Origin of the sequence: Halosolutus halophilus (assembly GCF_022869805.1) — an archaeon.
GTDB lineage: Archaea > Halobacteriota > Halobacteria > Halobacteriales > Natrialbaceae > Halosolutus > Halosolutus halophilus.
The window spans coordinates 3,665,598-3,681,084 of the sequence record NZ_CP094974.1 but is presented as its reverse complement, the minus strand read 5'-3'; the positions used below and the strand labels follow the sequence as shown (position 1 = coordinate 3,681,084).

The 15,487-nt window shown below is 60.6% G+C and carries 20 protein-coding genes; 13 read left to right on the top strand and 7 right to left on the bottom strand.

Going from position 1 to position 15,487, the window contains the following annotated elements; all coding sequences use genetic code 11:
* Positions 1 to 47: 47 nt before the first annotated feature.
* From MUG98_RS18075 to MUG98_RS18025, 11 genes are all read left to right on the top strand, one after another.
* On the top strand, positions 48 to 935 hold the full coding sequence (locus tag MUG98_RS18075; RefSeq protein ID WP_265108822.1) for an FRG domain-containing protein: 888 nt from the start codon (positions 48 to 50) through the stop codon (positions 933 to 935).
* Between the two features lie 409 nt (positions 936 to 1,344).
* Entirely contained in the window at positions 1,345 to 1,635 is a 291-nt protein-coding gene (locus MUG98_RS18070) for a hypothetical protein (protein WP_265108821.1), read from the top strand.
* A 57-nt stretch (positions 1,636 to 1,692) separates the two neighbouring features.
* Positions 1,693 to 2,049 carry an SHOCT domain-containing protein gene (locus tag MUG98_RS18065; protein ID WP_265108820.1) on the top strand — a complete coding sequence of 119 codons (357 nt, stop codon included), beginning with the start codon at positions 1,693 to 1,695 and terminating at the stop codon, positions 2,047 to 2,049.
* Between the two features lie 95 nt (positions 2,050 to 2,144).
* Positions 2,145 to 2,561 carry a DUF302 domain-containing protein gene (locus tag MUG98_RS18060; protein WP_265108819.1) on the top strand — a complete coding sequence of 139 codons (417 nt, stop codon included), beginning with the start codon at positions 2,145 to 2,147 and terminating at the stop codon, positions 2,559 to 2,561.
* Positions 2,562 to 2,567: 6 nt separating this feature from the next.
* A complete protein-coding gene (locus tag MUG98_RS18055; protein WP_265108818.1) occupies positions 2,568 to 2,912 on the top strand; it encodes an SHOCT domain-containing protein in 345 nt (114 codons plus the stop codon).
* A gap of 175 nt (positions 2,913 to 3,087) precedes the next feature.
* On the top strand, positions 3,088 to 3,396 hold the full coding sequence (locus MUG98_RS18050) for a thioredoxin family protein (protein WP_265108817.1): 309 nt from the start codon (positions 3,088 to 3,090) through the stop codon (positions 3,394 to 3,396).
* A gap of 69 nt (positions 3,397 to 3,465) precedes the next feature.
* Entirely contained in the window at positions 3,466 to 3,861 is a 396-nt protein-coding gene (locus tag MUG98_RS18045; RefSeq protein WP_265108816.1) for a plastocyanin/azurin family copper-binding protein, read from the top strand.
* A gap of 152 nt (positions 3,862 to 4,013) precedes the next feature.
* Complete coding sequence (locus tag MUG98_RS25275; protein ID WP_320443087.1) at positions 4,014 to 4,226, top strand: SHOCT domain-containing protein; 213 nt, start codon at positions 4,014 to 4,016, stop codon at positions 4,224 to 4,226.
* Positions 4,227 to 5,318: 1,092 nt separating this feature from the next.
* Positions 5,319 to 5,540, top strand: coding sequence for a hypothetical protein (locus MUG98_RS18035; RefSeq protein WP_265108815.1), 222 nt, complete (start codon positions 5,319 to 5,321; stop codon positions 5,538 to 5,540).
* A gap of 125 nt (positions 5,541 to 5,665) precedes the next feature.
* Positions 5,666 to 6,034 carry an SHOCT domain-containing protein gene (locus MUG98_RS18030; protein WP_254767492.1) on the top strand — a complete coding sequence of 123 codons (369 nt, stop codon included), beginning with the start codon at positions 5,666 to 5,668 and terminating at the stop codon, positions 6,032 to 6,034.
* 9 nt (positions 6,035 to 6,043) lie between these two features.
* Positions 6,044 to 6,631, top strand: a complete 588-nt coding sequence (locus tag MUG98_RS18025) for a cupredoxin domain-containing protein (RefSeq protein WP_265108814.1) — start codon at positions 6,044 to 6,046, stop codon at positions 6,629 to 6,631.
* A 28-nt stretch (positions 6,632 to 6,659) separates the two neighbouring features.
* Here the strand turns inward: MUG98_RS18025 and phaC are convergent, their stop codons facing one another.
* The 4 genes from phaC to MUG98_RS18005 all read right to left on the bottom strand — a co-directional run bounded on the left by phaC (position 6,660) and on the right by MUG98_RS18005 (position 10,388).
* Positions 6,660 to 8,009 (bottom strand): class III poly(R)-hydroxyalkanoic acid synthase subunit PhaC, encoded by a 1,350-nt coding sequence (gene phaC / locus MUG98_RS18020; protein ID WP_345779776.1) that lies wholly within the window; start codon positions 8,007 to 8,009, stop codon positions 6,660 to 6,662.
* Positions 8,010 to 8,035: 26 nt separating this feature from the next.
* A complete protein-coding gene (locus MUG98_RS18015; RefSeq protein ID WP_265108812.1) occupies positions 8,036 to 8,674 on the bottom strand; it encodes a MaoC/PaaZ C-terminal domain-containing protein in 639 nt (212 codons plus the stop codon).
* 322 nt (positions 8,675 to 8,996) lie between these two features.
* Positions 8,997 to 9,245: a hypothetical protein gene (locus MUG98_RS18010; RefSeq protein WP_265108811.1), complete on the bottom strand. Its 249-nt coding sequence runs from the start codon at positions 9,243 to 9,245 to the stop codon at positions 8,997 to 8,999.
* Positions 9,246 to 10,166: 921 nt separating this feature from the next.
* Entirely contained in the window at positions 10,167 to 10,388 is a 222-nt protein-coding gene (locus MUG98_RS18005) for a hypothetical protein (protein WP_265108810.1), read from the bottom strand.
* Positions 10,389 to 10,896: 508 nt separating this feature from the next.
* Here MUG98_RS18005 and MUG98_RS18000 point away from each other — a divergent pair.
* Positions 10,897 to 11,283, top strand: coding sequence for a pyridoxamine 5'-phosphate oxidase family protein (locus MUG98_RS18000; protein ID WP_265108809.1), 387 nt, complete (start codon positions 10,897 to 10,899; stop codon positions 11,281 to 11,283).
* Between the two features lie 48 nt (positions 11,284 to 11,331).
* Here the strand turns inward: MUG98_RS18000 and MUG98_RS17995 are convergent, their stop codons facing one another.
* From MUG98_RS17995 to MUG98_RS17985, 3 genes are all read right to left on the bottom strand, one after another.
* Complete coding sequence (locus tag MUG98_RS17995; RefSeq protein ID WP_265108808.1) at positions 11,332 to 12,447, bottom strand: NAD(P)/FAD-dependent oxidoreductase; 1,116 nt, start codon at positions 12,445 to 12,447, stop codon at positions 11,332 to 11,334.
* A 93-nt stretch (positions 12,448 to 12,540) separates the two neighbouring features.
* Positions 12,541 to 13,581 (bottom strand): deoxyhypusine synthase, encoded by a 1,041-nt coding sequence (locus tag MUG98_RS17990; RefSeq protein WP_265108807.1) that lies wholly within the window; start codon positions 13,579 to 13,581, stop codon positions 12,541 to 12,543.
* Between the two features lie 85 nt (positions 13,582 to 13,666).
* A complete protein-coding gene (locus MUG98_RS17985) occupies positions 13,667 to 14,434 on the bottom strand; it encodes a Nif3-like dinuclear metal center hexameric protein (RefSeq protein ID WP_265108806.1) in 768 nt (255 codons plus the stop codon).
* A 123-nt stretch (positions 14,435 to 14,557) separates the two neighbouring features.
* Between MUG98_RS17985 and MUG98_RS17980 the strand changes: the two genes are divergently transcribed.
* Positions 14,558 to 15,463: an acetamidase/formamidase family protein gene (locus tag MUG98_RS17980; RefSeq protein WP_265108805.1), complete on the top strand. Its 906-nt coding sequence runs from the start codon at positions 14,558 to 14,560 to the stop codon at positions 15,461 to 15,463.
* Positions 15,464 to 15,487 lie beyond the last annotated feature (24 nt).

The following is a 15,487-nucleotide window of genomic DNA, read 5'->3' as shown; positions in this document are numbered from 1 at the left end:
TTGACCGTGCCTATAAGCCTCGCGAGCAACTAGTACCTGTAATCCAGATGGGAGTGAATGACAACGAGTTCGTCGCGGACGAGTGGCCAAAGCTTCAGCGCCTCATGTACCGGAACTCGTGGAATGAGGAGATAGCGCGGCATCGGTCGCCGTACGTGTTCCGCGGAATTACCGACACCGACCACGACGTCAGGACATCGCTCCAGCGGTTCGTCGGCGAGTCGGGCAAGTGGGAATTAGAGATCCATCTACTCCGCAACTTCCGACAGTACGCGCGTCAGGAAATCAACCAGCCCGAATCCCCGTTCCATCTCATGACACTCGCCCAACACCACGGGTTGCCGACACGACTCCTCGATTGGACGTCCTCCCCGGCAGTTGCTGCATACTTTGCAACTGGCGGCTCACCTGACGCTGACGGCGTCCTATGGGCCGTCGATTATGGGGCCGCCCACGAACTCCTTCCCGACTACTTTCAGGAGTTTCTCGGCGAGATGGGGGCGGACATGTTCAACGCGGAGATGCTCGACGACCTCATGACGCAGGTGATCGAGGGTTCCAAGGAAACCGACAGCCAGGATACAGACCGTCGAACGGTTCCGATGCACAACGTCAGAGATATCCTTACAGAATTCTCGAAGCAACGAAGTGAGGATTATATCGTCTTCTTCGAGCCACCAGCAATCGATCGGCGTATCATCAATCAGGCGGCGCTCTTCTCGATGACTGCCAACCCCCGGACGTCCATGGACGAGTGGTTCGGCCGACATCCGGACCTCTACTGGAAGGTCATCATTCCCGCAGAGTGCAAGCGAGAGTTTCGCGACAAGTTGGACCAGGCGAACATCAATCATCGAACGTTGTTCCCCAGTCTCGATGGAATCGCGAGGTGGCTGAAAGAACATTACAAACCCAGTCGATCGCAGCGAACGTAGAGGCCACGTGGCCGAAGAGAACTGCTCTTTGTCGCAAGAAGTCGACGGTAAGCGTCGACCGTATCAACGCGTCCCCATTAATAGCACTCGTGACGGTTAGGTGAGTTGCTGATCGGGTTGTATGTGTAGTGGTCAGCGGTTATACTTCAAAATCTGTCTGAAGAATAGGGTTTCAACAGTGCCAACAAAATGTATTCCAAAGCGCCTACCACCACCCTCGTCGCCCCGACCGCTACACGAGATTAAAGAGGGCTAGCCCAATCCCTGGCGAATTCGGCAGGGATGAACGAGTCTATTCCTGAAAAACGTTTAGAGCGATCTATACACGTTCTCGAACGTTCTCCTGAGTGGATTCACACCCACGTCGATAACTCCCGAGCAGTCCTACGAGTAACCGAGGAGAAAGACAATGACCAACTTCACACTCGGCCGGTGGCTGCTCGTGGCGCTCGCGATCGTCGGACTCGCGTTCGCCGCACCCGTGGTCAGCGCACACGGCAACGAAACGACCGCAGACGACGCGCCCCCGGCTGATGGGGCCGCCGCCGACTGGGCAGCCTGGATGGAGGCGCAGATGACCGAGCACATGGGCCCTGGTAGCGTCGAGTGGATGGAGTCGCACATGGGTGTGACCGTCGACGAGATGGCTCAGGACATGGCTGACGACGACGGCAGGATGTACGGGCAGGGCCACTGCTGACGCCCCTGTCCGTTTCGATCGCTCCAACCGAACACCATAACTCACCAACTCAAGATAATGACGCAACTCACCACTCACATCGGACGCACTGCTCGTCGACTCGCGATACTCACCGTTCCGCTGCTGGTCGCGGCGACTGGAACGGCTGCTGCCCACGGTGGTGGGAGCTACGGCGGCGGCGGCATGATGGGCGGCGGCTGGGGCCTCTTCGGCGGAGCGATGGGGCTCTGGGGACTCCTCTGGATGGGGCTCCTCATCGCCGTCCCGCTCTACATCGTCTATGCGCTCCTCAACCGAGGTTCCGGCGGGAACGATGAGCAGTCGCTATCGGTTCTCCGCGAGCGCTACGCCCGCGGGGAGCTCTCAGACGACGAATTTGATCGACGGCGAAAACAGCTCGAACGTACCGGATGACCGGAACAGTTGCTGTTCCAGATGGTACACCACCCCTCCAACACCCGTCGTTGAGGCACCCAACCGTTAACCCCGTGGACGGGGTATGATATTCCATGGAATACACAATACAGACTTCAGTCACCGGCGATTTCGACGACATCGTCGACACCACGATCGCAGCGCTCGAAGACGAAGGGTTCGGCGTCCTCTGTGACATTGACATCCAGGCGACGCTCAAGGAGAAACTCGGCGAAGAATTTCGCCAGTACCGCATTCTCGGTGCATGCAATCCCCCGCTGGCATACGAGGGACTGACCGAAGAAATCGAACTCGGCGCACTCCTCCCGTGTAACGTCATCGTCTACGAAACCGATGACGGCGATATCGTTGTGAGTGCCGTCGATCCGCAGCAATTGGTCGGCATCGCAGGCAACGATGCGCTCGACTCCATCGCGACCGAGGTCAACGAGCGTTTCGAGCGTGTTCTCTCGGCCGTCACCGACGAACAAGAGTCCACGTTGGGGGCCTGATCTTCGATGGCTTCATCGAACCAGCTCGACACCACGACCATCGTTCTCCTCATCCTCGGAGCGATCATCCTGCTCCCGTTGCTCACAATGGGGATGGGCTTCGGCGGGATGATGGGTTACGGTGGGATGATGGGTCAGTATGGCGGAACTGGTGGATGGTGGCCGTTCATCGGGATGCTCGTCCCGCTCCTCATCCTCCTCGGCGGTGGCTACCTCGTCTTCCGGCGCATGAGCGAAACGCAGACGTCTCGAAATCCCGCAATGGAGGAACTCCGCGCGGCATACGCTCGCGGCGACCTCACTGACGAGGAGTTCGAAGCCCGCCGCGACAGGCTCGAACGGTCGGAGTAAACCAACGAGTACGCACTAAGGTGCGTACTCCCCACGCCTGTGTGATCGAATTCATTCGTGATGCTACTCCCGATCACCACTGTGTGAGCGCGCCTTCGAATCGAAGAGATGGAATCCTCTCAGCTTACGATTCTGAATAGCAATGTGTTTAAGTCCCAATACCGTAGTATACTGTGTGGCCGAAGTCATCCTCTTCACCCAAGAGACGTGCGGAGCATGCGCAACACAGCGGGAGAAAAACGAGGGCATCGAGGACGAATACCCCGACGTCGAGTTTCGAGAGGTCGACATCCAGAAAGATCTGGAAACGGCCGAGGAGTACGGCGTCCGGAAGACGCCGACGACACTCGTCTACGCGAACGGTGAACAGACCGCTGAATTCATCGGCATTGTCGACCGGAACGACCTGGAATCGGCTATCGAGAGCGCGACCCAGCAGTCATCTGGATTCGCCCAGCGCCTCGTCGATGTCGTGCGCGGATAACGAACCCAGCGACCGATTCACCTCATATGACGAACTATAGTCGACGATAGTCGACGTCAGTTCCTGAGAGTGCTCGGTGCAGGCGCAGTCGCCAGCGCAGCCCTCTCTCAGCCAGCGAGCGCACAGGAGACGCCCGTCGTGAAGATGGGCAACAACTATTTCGACCCGATCGGGCACCACGTCGAACCCGGCACGACCGTCCGCTTCGAGATAGCAGCCGGTGCACACTCGGCAACGGCCTACGAGAACCGGATTCCATCCGACGCCAGCGGATTCGATCGTGGGGTCATCTCGTCAGGAGGGTTCGAGTACACGTTCGAAGAACCGGGCACGTACGACTACTACTGTATCCCGCACAAGTCGGTCGCATCGTTACCGGCAACCCCGGCGGTCCAGCCGAAGAGAGTCCAATCCCGGACGGTGCCGTACCTGAGAGCGACGCGATCGTCGAACAAGGCGCGGTAGCGTATGGATCCAGCACCAGAGGTGGCGAGAACTCCGGTGGCGGAACGATGGGGTCTGGCCCGGGGATGATGAACGGTCGAAACGGCGGTATGATGAGCGGCCGGAACAGCGGCTGATTCGGCGGGTTGCCGTTCGTTGGTGGGGTACTCGGAATGCTCGGGCTAATCGGCGGACTCCTCTACTGGGCGCTAGGTTCAGGTGACGAACCTTCCGAGAGTGACGATTCCGCGATGGAACCCCTCCAACGACGGTACGCACGTGGCGAGATCGACGAAGCGGAGTTCCAGCGACGCCGTGAGCGATTGGTGAAGAATCAAGAGAACGGCTCTGTTGAAACCCCATTCTTCAGATGTGTTTTTGACTGAAACAACTGTTACGTAGATATGCGAACTGAACGCCACACTACGCTACTACCTTGCTTCATCGGCGTGAATAGACCAATAGATATGTACACCGGTATGTTGGCGGTCAAGATGCTCTTGGAGTAATGCTCCTGTTTCAAACTCAGTGTTACAGATATCACAGTGATACTGATGGTGTGGCCACGGAGCAGTCTCTTCCTGAAGGTTACCGGGCGTATTCCTGTTTTGGATACTAGAGCGACCGAAAATTGACGAATTCACTAACATCGATATTCTGTCGAAAGCTAAGAACTTTGGATGGTCAACAATGAGTTCTGAGATAATAGCAAATGGGATTGCAATCAGGACTACCACTCCAACTATGTCAAATGTAAGTTCTGCATCAGTCGCGATCAAGACTGCAAGAATGTCTTCGGTTACACCGAATACGATCCCTATGACGAAAAACTCGAGGATACGCTTGATTTGACTCCGATGCATATTCTGTGAACGCTCTATCATTACATTATTTGACCCCCTTTTGTTCTACAGCTCGTGGCATCTACTCTGGCAGATGCTCTTCTTAGCTGATTTTGTCCGATACAAATTGGCGTGCTATGTTGTTTCCCTATACGTAACACGGCCACCGGGAACCTATCACGGCTGGAGGGTTTCAACAGAGCCCAGAGAACTGAAGCCTATCGAATGCTGTGCGTGTGGAGGGCCTCACGCTCGCTGATCACGAGCCAGTAGTCAATCTCGCTGCCGGACGATCCGTACCGAAACCAGGTATCACCAGCGGAGAATTGCGAGCACAGCGATTTATGCCGATAGCTACCGTACGTTCGAGGAACCAATGGCTCGATGCTACATCTGTGATTCACGGTGCACCAGCGACGACGGGGTGTTCGTCTGCGAGCACTGCGGGTGCTGCTGTCACCGGCACTGTATGGAAGAATACGACACCGATGACTGCCCGAAGTGTGTGGGAGAGCCAATGATCGGGGCAATCGAATTTTAGTAGTTCAGGCACACTACCGCCGGTGACAGCCCGGAGTCGAAGTATGGATGTTCAACTGGCGAAATACTTTCTTGACTCTTCCCCGTGGCACGGGTATGTCTACGACCGTCGAACTCCCGGACGTCGATGAGACGTGCGCCTACTGCGGATCGCGTATCTTCGACCACGACCCAATCTGTGTGCGCGACTGTACCGACGACTGTGGATCGCCGACGTACTTCTGCAACTACGCGTGTCTCTCGACCTACGTGGACGAAAACAACTTGACGACTGGCGACGCGTGCCAGTGGTCTCCCGACGACTCCGACTGCTGCTGAGTGGACTCACCTCAGTCAGAACACAGAGCAACGTATCGGCTATCCCCAAGTCAGGAGCCATCACTGGAGCAGTACTGGTCGTCCAACTTTATGGACGCAGTCGACGAAGTCCGTAGTTGTTCACCATGTCCACCGAGCGCACCTCCGACGGCCTGCTCCGCATCGTCCTAATCGTTCTCGCAGTGATCGTCCTGTTCCCGCTGCTAATGATGGTATTCGCGGTGCCGATGATGGGGATGATGGGGTGGTGGTGGGGCGGCGGGATGGCTGGCGGCCTCTCACCTCTGTGGGGCATCGGGATGATGCTCGTCTGGCTCGTCGTCCTCGTCGGTATCGGGTACCTCCTCTATCGCGGCCTCGTCGGCCGCGTTGGACCGTCGATGAGCTCAGACCGCGCCCTCGAGGAACTCCGAGTGGCGTACGCTCGCGGTGATCTCTCCGACGAGGAGTTCGAGGAACGTCGTGCGAAGCTCCGCCGCGAGGAGTCGCAGTAATCCACCATCATGTCCCCGACAGTACAGCGGCGGAAATTCCTGACGGCGCTCGGAGCTGGCATCACAAGTCTCGCGGGCTGTGTCAGGAACCTTCCAGGCAGTGGTGGCGGTGTCGACAGAACGATCTACATCGGAGCCTACCACTGGGGCTTCGTCATCTTTGACGAATCTGGCGAGGAACTGGAGCGTGTCAGCCTGCAACGTAACGATGTTCTTCGGGTCGTTTCGTTCAACACGCTCTCGAGTCAAGCCATGCAATCTCTTCCATCATCGATCCGCGAGGCCATCCCCGACCACGAAGCGCTCGAAGAGCGAAACGAAGAGCGCATCCCGCCCCCTGCTGACGGCGACTTCCACGAACTGCTGGAAGAAGCAAACGAGCAGTATCCCGACCACAGCATCGCGATCATGCCATCCGGACAGGTTCACATGGCTGGTGGTATGATGCACCCAGTCGCGCTCCCTCAGAGTGCCACCAGACCTGCCGTTCGTCAACTCAGTGCGACGCGACGTGGCGATTACACGTTGAGCTGCCTGACCTACTGCGGCTACGGCCATCCCTACATGGAGATCGACGGCGGCATCATCGTCACGTAAGCATTCGTCGCTTACCACGAACCGACGGTCAACTGCTTCCAGTACTATCGTCTGACGAGCCCGTGAACTGCCTCGCTTGCTCGATCCAGGACGTCACTCGTGATTCACTGAGACCGAGTCGGTCAGCGAGCGAGACTGGTTCTGCGGCTGCGAGTTTCGTCACCGTCGTGATCCCGACGTCGTGGAGACGCGCCTCGTACGTCGGACCGATTCCGTCGAGCGTCTGTAACGATCGATCCTGGTCAGTCTCTGCTTCAGCTTCACCCTGATCGACCGTGGCCGACTCCTCAGATTGTGTTGCCGACCGCTCACGGAACCACGTCGCAACGCGGGGCCACAACTCCGCGTGAGCCTTTCCCGAGACGGCCATCCCGACGTGACCGGTCGGAAACTCATAGATGTCGGTGTCCGCACTCGGAATAACGTCAGTAAAGGGCTTGCTCGCCTCCGAAGGGATGAGACGGTCGAACGAGCCGATGATCTGTAACATAGGCATCGTGAGATTCTCGATGTCGACAGGGCCGCCGTCTAGTACCAGTTCGTTCTGGTGGAGTGCGTTCTCTTGGTAGATGTCCTCGATGAACTGGCGGTAGGCTTCCCCCGCGACGTCAACCCCATCGCGGACCCAGCGTTCCATCCGGCCGAAGTTCTCGACGGCGGTCCTGTCGTCGAGGTTGTCGAGGAGGATCGTGTATTTGCCGAGATACGTATCGACGGGGTTCATCTGGGCGAACCCCGCAGCGAGAAACTCCGCTGGGACGTTCCCGTACGTCCCGGTGATCGCTCCCGGATCGAAGTACTCCTCGCTTCCCCATTGTTCGAGGATGCCACCGGTGTCGGCGAAACAGAGGCCCGTCGCCATGAGCCCGAGATTGTTGACCTTCTCCGGATGGAGCGCCGCATACATTGTACTCAGCGTCCCGCCCATGCAGTAGCCGAGGATGTTGATGGCGTCAGTTCTAGTTCGCTCACGGACGACGTCGGCGCAGTTGTCGATGTATCGATTCACGTAGTCGCCTAGCGTCAGCGACGCGTCGAGCCGGGACGGTTCACCCCAGTCGATGAGATAGACGTCGAAGCCGTCCTCGAGGAATCGGCGAACTACACTCTTGTCGGGCTGCAGATCGAGAATGTAGGGCCGATTGATCAGCGCATAGACGACGAGGAGCGGTGTGTCGTGCGGGTCGTCTGTGAGTGGTTCATAGTGGAGGAGATCGAGTTTGTTCTCGGAGTAGATAGCCTCACTCGGGGTCTGTCCAACCTCGACGGAAGCGAGGTCACCGAGTCGCTCTGGAAGAAGGCGCATGGTCTCAGCGGCTTCCGTTCCCTGGGTTTGTATTCTGCGTTGAATCTTCAGTGGGGCCGTGAACGGATTCATGGTCTTGACCAGGCTATACAGACGAGTCACTCCGGAAGCGGATCGATCAGCACCGTTGCCGTCCCGTCGAGGACGATCTCGTCAGCGTCGTTTTCGATGCGCGTCGTGAGTCGATACCGGTCGTCTTCGAGTTCGTCGACGATCTTGCACTGGGCCGTCAGCGACTCGCCGATGTCGACCGGCCGCCGGAAGTCCAGATTTTGCGAGATGTAGATCGTGAGGCCGGGGAAACACGCGAGGGCAGCGCTAATCAGTCCGGAGACAAGCGTCCCGTGGACGATCCGGTGGCCGAACCGGGTCTTCTCGGCGAACGCGTCATTGAGGTGGAGGGCATTCGTGTCGCTGGTCGCTTCGGCGAATTTCCGGACGTCGTCGTCGGTGATAACTTTCGAGAAGCTAACGCGGTCGCCCTCCTGGAATGACGCAGGATCTTCGATGTCGATGTCGAACTCGCCTTTTGCGCGGCCATATGGTAGTCGTGGGAGAACGGCTCCACTCGCCTCGACAAGGTGCGGGTGTGGGGTTTCGACGTACTTCTTGGGGCCGCTTTCGAACAGTTCGAGGCAGTCCGTAGAACAGAAGCGAAATGACTCTCCCTCGTATTCGATAGTCGCTTCGGCGGCATCCGTCGGGATTTCCATTCCGCATACGGGATCAACTGGCATGGATTCGGTGATTGGATGACTGAATAACGTACTTCTTCGATGCCGAAGTTGTTCACCACCTACGAGGAACTGACGTTGGGGATCACTATCAACGTTCGCGTCGTTCCCAGCCACGCGGCCGAAAACTAGAGTAGAAGAATCGGGACCTCACGCGTTACTCAGTGCGTTGAATCGACCAATACCTGTCAAGAACGGTGTGCGAGATATAGAGAATGAGTTCAGCACGATGGTCTCATTTGTTCCACGCCCAATCTAATGAACCAGCCGTTCCGTAGATATGCGAACTGACCGAGGAGAAGAACAGGCGGGAAAGAGAACTCGATTATTCGATCGACTGGAGAAATTCGTCCAACGTATCCGTGAGCTCATCAACCTCCTCTCCGTTGATTTCAGCCGAGTACCGGACGATGACCACATCCTTCTCATCGGTATGATGGGCTTTATCAATTTTCTCAACACCTTTCCAAATCCCCGTGACTTCAACTTGGTCGTGTTCGGCGTGGTTGTACGTTTCACCACGATTTACGACTATATCTGAGTCAGAACCCGGCAACTCATCAGAATCACCCATACGAACCTGTGATAGCCGCTGGTCCTTGTCTCTGTTTCTGGATGCAGTATATCGTTCGCCTGTACTGAACGATCACTCCCGTTGCAAATCGGGCCAGATCTCGTGCCACATTCGCGCCCTGTATCTCGTACGGTTCTTTGAAGTATCTGGAAGGCTCCCGAGCGATCAATACGCACGTTTAATGAGCAGTAGTTCCACTGAAATAAGCAAATCACATGGTGACCCAAACACCTAACGGGCCGGTGTTTCTTGGTGTAGCACCCGATCCAGGTACCTTCGACTATGAAAAAGATGATGGCATACTAGGAGACGCTCCCGATTCGATAGACTTTATGTAGTTGCTGAGAATCAAATATTAGAGGTACTTCAGCAGAGGGATATAAGATAACCTCAGCCTTGATTGTTTCCCAGTTGTGACAGGGGGGTGTCGAATTGATCCCTGTTTGATGGGTGAAATCACATGGATTGTGACAGAAGCCTTCCAAGCTTATAGCCCGGGTTCATTCTTTTGGATGAGGCTTCCCTTTAGAGCGTTCACCGTCGATTATCGCGTCTAACATGGAGCGAGTCATCGGGACGGATGGATCTTGTCGACGAGCACGTAATATACTGGACCGGCAGGACGAGGGGCGAATAACACGGTCTATCGAGGATTGACCTATCGGCCGATCAAGGGTAGCGTCTTCATCACGCTGACCGGTTGAACTAGCCCCTGTTCTCAGAATTTGACGGATGTTTTCTTCCCTTAAATAAGCGATAGACTCTAGTCCATCCGTCTCGTAAAAACTAACGTCAGTTATGAGGCCTCGGCACTCATAGGGCTCGTCACAACCGGGTGCCGAGTCCGGCTCGGAGCGGGTGCGTCGTCATCGGCCGATCGGACCTACGCCCGTCGTTCAAAAGACGGTTTGGATCGGCGGCTCACGACTGCCCCGTCCGATCGCCCCTCGAACCGGGGAACGCGGCGTTGAACTCGTCGACGAGGTTCTGGAGGCGGCGGGTGCTCCCGGCGAACGTCTGCGGGGCTCGATCGGTCGGGGTGCGGGCGATTGCCGCGGGCGGGGACCGGGTGGTCGATCGGGATCGGGTAGTTTGCCGGTTCGGTTCGGGGTCGGTCTGTGATTGCTGGCGTCGTGTGTGCATGTCGGTCGGGTGGTGATCGGATCGTCGCAAAACGGTACGCTGCTCGGAAAACGGAGTCAGACTGCTACGTGTACGACCGACATCTGTACTCGTCCCTTTCGACCCTATCAACATAAACGTTCATGATGGATCAAATACGGCCGCCCCACCGTGTGAACGGAACGTCCACGCGGGTCGAGCGCACTGCGCTGTTGCTCTCGTCCAGAATCGACGACGGGAACTCGATCGAGTGCCGGCGATACGGAGCGATCGGCCGGGATTGGACCGACAGCGGCCGAGCGAACGCGACGAGAGCCCCTGAACGCGATTCGCGATCGCCGATTCCGTCACCGAGTACTTAACCTCCAGCCGAGAGGCGGCCCGGACGATGGGAGACGCAGTCGAGGCCGACGCGCCGGTCGGATCCGATCGGTGAGACCGCGAGGCACGAGGCCAAGACCCGGGACCCGCGACGATCTCCAGCACCACCATGGCGATCGTTTTTGGCGTTCGAGCCCGGTGACCCACCGTGGCCGAAGTTCCTGCGGAAGCGGAGCGACTGCTCGAGAGCGAGCCGATGATGGCCCATCTCGGCACCTGCGTCGAGGGGCGGCCCCACGTCGCGCCGGTGTGGTACCGGTACGAGGACGATACCGTCGAGATCGTGACGACGGGCCGGAAACTGGCGAACGTCCGCGAGAACCCCCGCGTCGCCCTCTCCGTCCAGGCCGACGAGGCGGGCGAGACGAAGTGGATGGTGTCCCTGCTCGGGACGGCGACGATCGTCGACGACGAGACGGAGACGGAGCGGGCCCGCGAACGGATCAACGAGAAGTACGGCGCGGAGCCGGACGCCTACGCCGAGAACGAACTCGTCCGGATCGACGTGGGATCGACGACCTACCGGACGTACTGAGCGGAGAGCCATCGGAGCGGACCCGGACCCGGCCCCGTGGCCGCCCGATCAGTCCCGACCGGGCGACGGTTCGCGGAGCCCCGGATGCGTCTGCAGCTCTCGTACCCGTCGCATCTGCGCCCGCAGGTCGGGCGGGCTCCCGGGAACCCGCGTTGGGGCGTCCTCGGTAGTAGCTTCGTTCTCGACCGTCTCGATCGACTTCGGGAACGGACGGAGGTCCTTGTGGATCGCGAGGCCGGCGTACGCGCCGTCGCCGATCGCGATCGTGGTCTGATTCTGGCCGTGGGTGACGTCGCCGACGGCGTAGACGCCGTCGACGCTGGTCTCCCGGCGGTCGTCGACGTCGATCGCGCCGTCGTCGCCGAGATCACAGCCCAGTTCCGCGGCGAGGTCGGCGTTGTACGAGGAGCCGTACATCGCGAAGCCGCCGAGGTAGTCTCGCTCGGTGCCGTCCCCGAACGAGAGGCCGCCGAGCCACGGCTGCTCGTCCGAATCGATCGTCTCGTCCTCGTAGGCCGAGACGACCGCCGTGTCGATTCGATCGATCGGGTGCGCGTCGAGCAGGGCGTCGGTCTCCGCGTCCCACTCCGGTTCTCGTCCGTCCAGCAGGAGGTCCACGTCGGCGGTGAAATTGAGCATCGTCATGGCGACGTGGGCCGCGCTCTCGGTGTGGCCGAGCACGAAGACGGGGCCGTCGCCGAGCGTGTACGCGTCGCAGTGGAGACAGTAGTGGAGTCCGCGACCCGTAAACCGCTCCAGTTCCGGCACGTCCGGGCTGCGATCGCGGAAGCCGGTCGCGAAGACGATCCTGTCCGCCTCGACGGTCGCGTGGGCTGCCTCGACGCGAAACCGGGGCTCGTCGTCGCTTTCGTCGCGGTCGGGAGCGTCGTCCACGCGACTCACGGACTCCACCGCATCGGGATAGAAGTCGCCGCCGTAGTGTTCGAACTGGTCGACCGCGTGCGTCGCCAGTTCGTGTCCGGAGACGTCCTCGGAGACGCCGAGCATATTGTGGACGTGAGAGACCGTCGCGTGACGGCCACCCTCCGTCTCGAAGACGGCCGTACGGTGGCCGAGTCGGGTCGTGTACAGTGCTGTCGTCATGCCCGCGGGGCCGCCACCGACGACGGCGACGTCGTAGGCCGGGGTCGAGTGTTCACGCATCGTTGTCGTCTCGGACTGCGGCGCCGGGACGGTTGATCCTGTGCCGTGAATATGCACTCCCGGCAGCGATCGACCGGTGCGCGCCCGTACTCGCTACTGCGCGTCCTCGACGCGCTCCCGTGCGGCGGCGACCACGAGCGGCAGCGTGATCGTCGCGTCGGCGTAGACCGAGACGTTCTCGGCGTCCTTCTCGAGTTTGCCCCACGATCGGGCCTCGTCGAGCGTGGCACCGGAGAGCCCGCCGGTCTGTTTGGGATCCATCGTCAACTGGACGCCGTAGTCGTAGGCGCCGGGCGTGACGAGCATCGTCTGGAGGGTGAAGTTCTTGGGGACGCCGCCGCCGACGAGGAAGGCCCCGGCCTCTTCGGCGTCGAAGGCGCGGTCGGTGAGGGCGGTCATGTCCGACAGCGCGTCGAGCGAGAAATCGGACGTCTGGGAGTACATCCAGGCTTGCAGGCCGAGCACGGAGTCCTGGACCGCGGGGCAGTAGATCGGGACGTCGTTCTCGTAGGCTGCGGCCGCGATTCCGGGGCCCTCGTCGACGTCGTCCCGATCGTTGACCGCGGCGTTCGCACGGCCGAGTTCGCGGGTGAGCCGTTCGATGCCGACGACGCCCTCGTCCTCGAGAACGGGGAAGACCTCGTCTCGCAGGTGCGACTCGAACGTCGCGAAGAACTCCTGTGGCAGGTAGACGTTGTAGATCCGATCGACGCCCTCGTCCCGGAGCGTCTCGTCGTGTTCCCGCTCCGTCTTGCCCTCGGCGTGGGCGCTGCCGTGGTGGTGTTTGCCGCCGATCGCCTCGATGGCGTCGTGGGTGAGGTTCGCGCCGGTCGTCACCAGCACGTCGATGTAGCCGTCGCGGATCAGGTCGGCGACGATCCGACGCATTCCGCTCGGAACCATCGCGCCCGCGAGCGAAAAGAAGACCGTCACGTCGTCGTCGAACATGGCCTCGGCCACGGTCACCGCCTCGTGGAGCGCCGACGCGCCGATCCCCGCGTCGCCGTACTCGTCGGCCAGTTCGCCGACGGTCATCCCCGCCCGTGCCTCGGCGTGCCCGATCGGATCGTGGCTGAACGTCTCCCGATCGGGGTCGTGGTGCGCGTCGTGCTCGTCGCCGTCCTCGTCCGTCATGTCCCAGCGTCGGTGACCCAGCGATTTGAACGCCGCGATTCCCGGGGACCGTGGCGTCGATCGGTCGTCTGCGATTCGGCCCCGTCTACAGCCCGGTCGGCACCTCGACGTAGGTCGTCTCGAGCCCCCACTCGTCGGCGAGTCCCTGCAACGCGCGGACGCCGAACGTTTCGGTCGCGTAGTGGCCCGCCAGGACGACGTGGATGCCGGCCTCCCGCGCCTCGTGGTAGACCTTCTGTTTCCCCTCTCCGGTGACGAGCGCGTCCGCGCCGGCGGCGACGGCCTCGTCGAGCCAGTCGGTGCCGCTGCCGGTGACGATCGCGACCTCGTCGATTTCGTCGGGGCCGAACTCGAGCACCTGAACGGGCCGTCCCCCGGTCTCCAGGTCGCTCTCGAGTCGATCGCGCAGTTCGTCGGGGGCGTACGACTCCGGTGCAACGCCGCGCTGGCCGACGTACTCGGGTCCGAGTTCGCCGAAGGGGGTCCGCTCTTCGAGGCCGAGACGGTCGGCCACGCCCGCCGCATTCCCGAGTTCCTGGTGGCCGTCCAGCGGCAGGTGTGAAACGTACAGCGCGAGGTTCCCCTCGATCAGGGGCGCGATGCGATCGTAAGTACGGCCGGTCACGCGATCGAACCCGCCCCACGAGAGCCCGTGATGGGTGACGAGGGCGTCGGCCCCGACGTCGATCGCCCGGTTGAACGTCTCGCGGACGCCGTCGACGGCGAACGCGACGTGTTCGACGTCTCCCTCGTCGGGACCGACCTGCAGGCCGTTCGCGCTCGCGTCGAGGTCGGCGTAGTCGTCGGTCCGTAGCTCCTCGTCGAGTCGATCGGCGAACTCCGAGAGGTCCATGCGCCCGGCTTTGACCGCGATCGGCTTGTACCCTTGCGAATCCGATCGCTTGCCTGCCGCGTGCCTGCTGGTCGCGACCTCGGCCGGCGGGGCGTTTACGGCACTCCCCGGCGACGGATAACTATGGCACGCCAGACCGTCTCCCACGAGGACGGCGCGATCTACGAGTTTACCCCGGATCTCGACGGGATCGTCACGGTCGATCCCGGAACGGAACTGACGATCGAGACGCGAGACAGCTTAGACGGCGCCGTACAGGCCGAATCGGACGTGATCGAGACGGTCCCCGAGGAGGTCAACGCCGCGACCGGACCGATCGAGATCGAAGGCGCGACGCCGGGCGACGTCCTCCGGGTCGAGATCGAGGCGATCCGACTCGCGGAAGAACAGGGCCGGGTGATCACCATCGACGGGTTCGGCCTGCTCGACAGGCACGACGACATCGAAGCGCCCCGCACGCGGATGACGCCGGTCGACGACGGGACGATCGAGTTCGACGGACTCGAGGTTCCGGTCGAACCCGTCATCGGAACGATCGGCGTCGCCCCTGACTCGGAGTCGCACACGACGCTGGTCCCGTACGACCACGGCGGCAACCTGGACACGACGGACGTGACCGCGGGGAACGCGATCTACTTCCCCGTCTTCCAGGACGGCGCGATGCTCGCGATGGGCGACTGCAAGGCCGCCATGGCCGACGGCGAGATGTGCGGGACGGGTGTAGAGATCGCCACGGAAATCGACGCGACGATCGAGGTGATCGAGAACGCCGCGATCGACCTGGAGCGCCCGCTCGTCGAGACCCCCGACGCGTGGAAGACCATCGCGAGCGCGGAGACGCTCCAGGCGGCCTGCGAACTCGCGAACCGAGACGCGATCGCGTTGCTCGCGGCCGAACACGGTTTCGACGCCACCGACGCCTACATGTTCTCGAGTCTCGTCGGCGGCCTCGAGATCAGCCAGGTGGTCGATCCGCTGGTGACGGTGCGCAACGCGGTGCCGAAGGAATACCTGTCGTCGCCGTTCTGAGACGATCGTCGGGCCTCGTCAGCC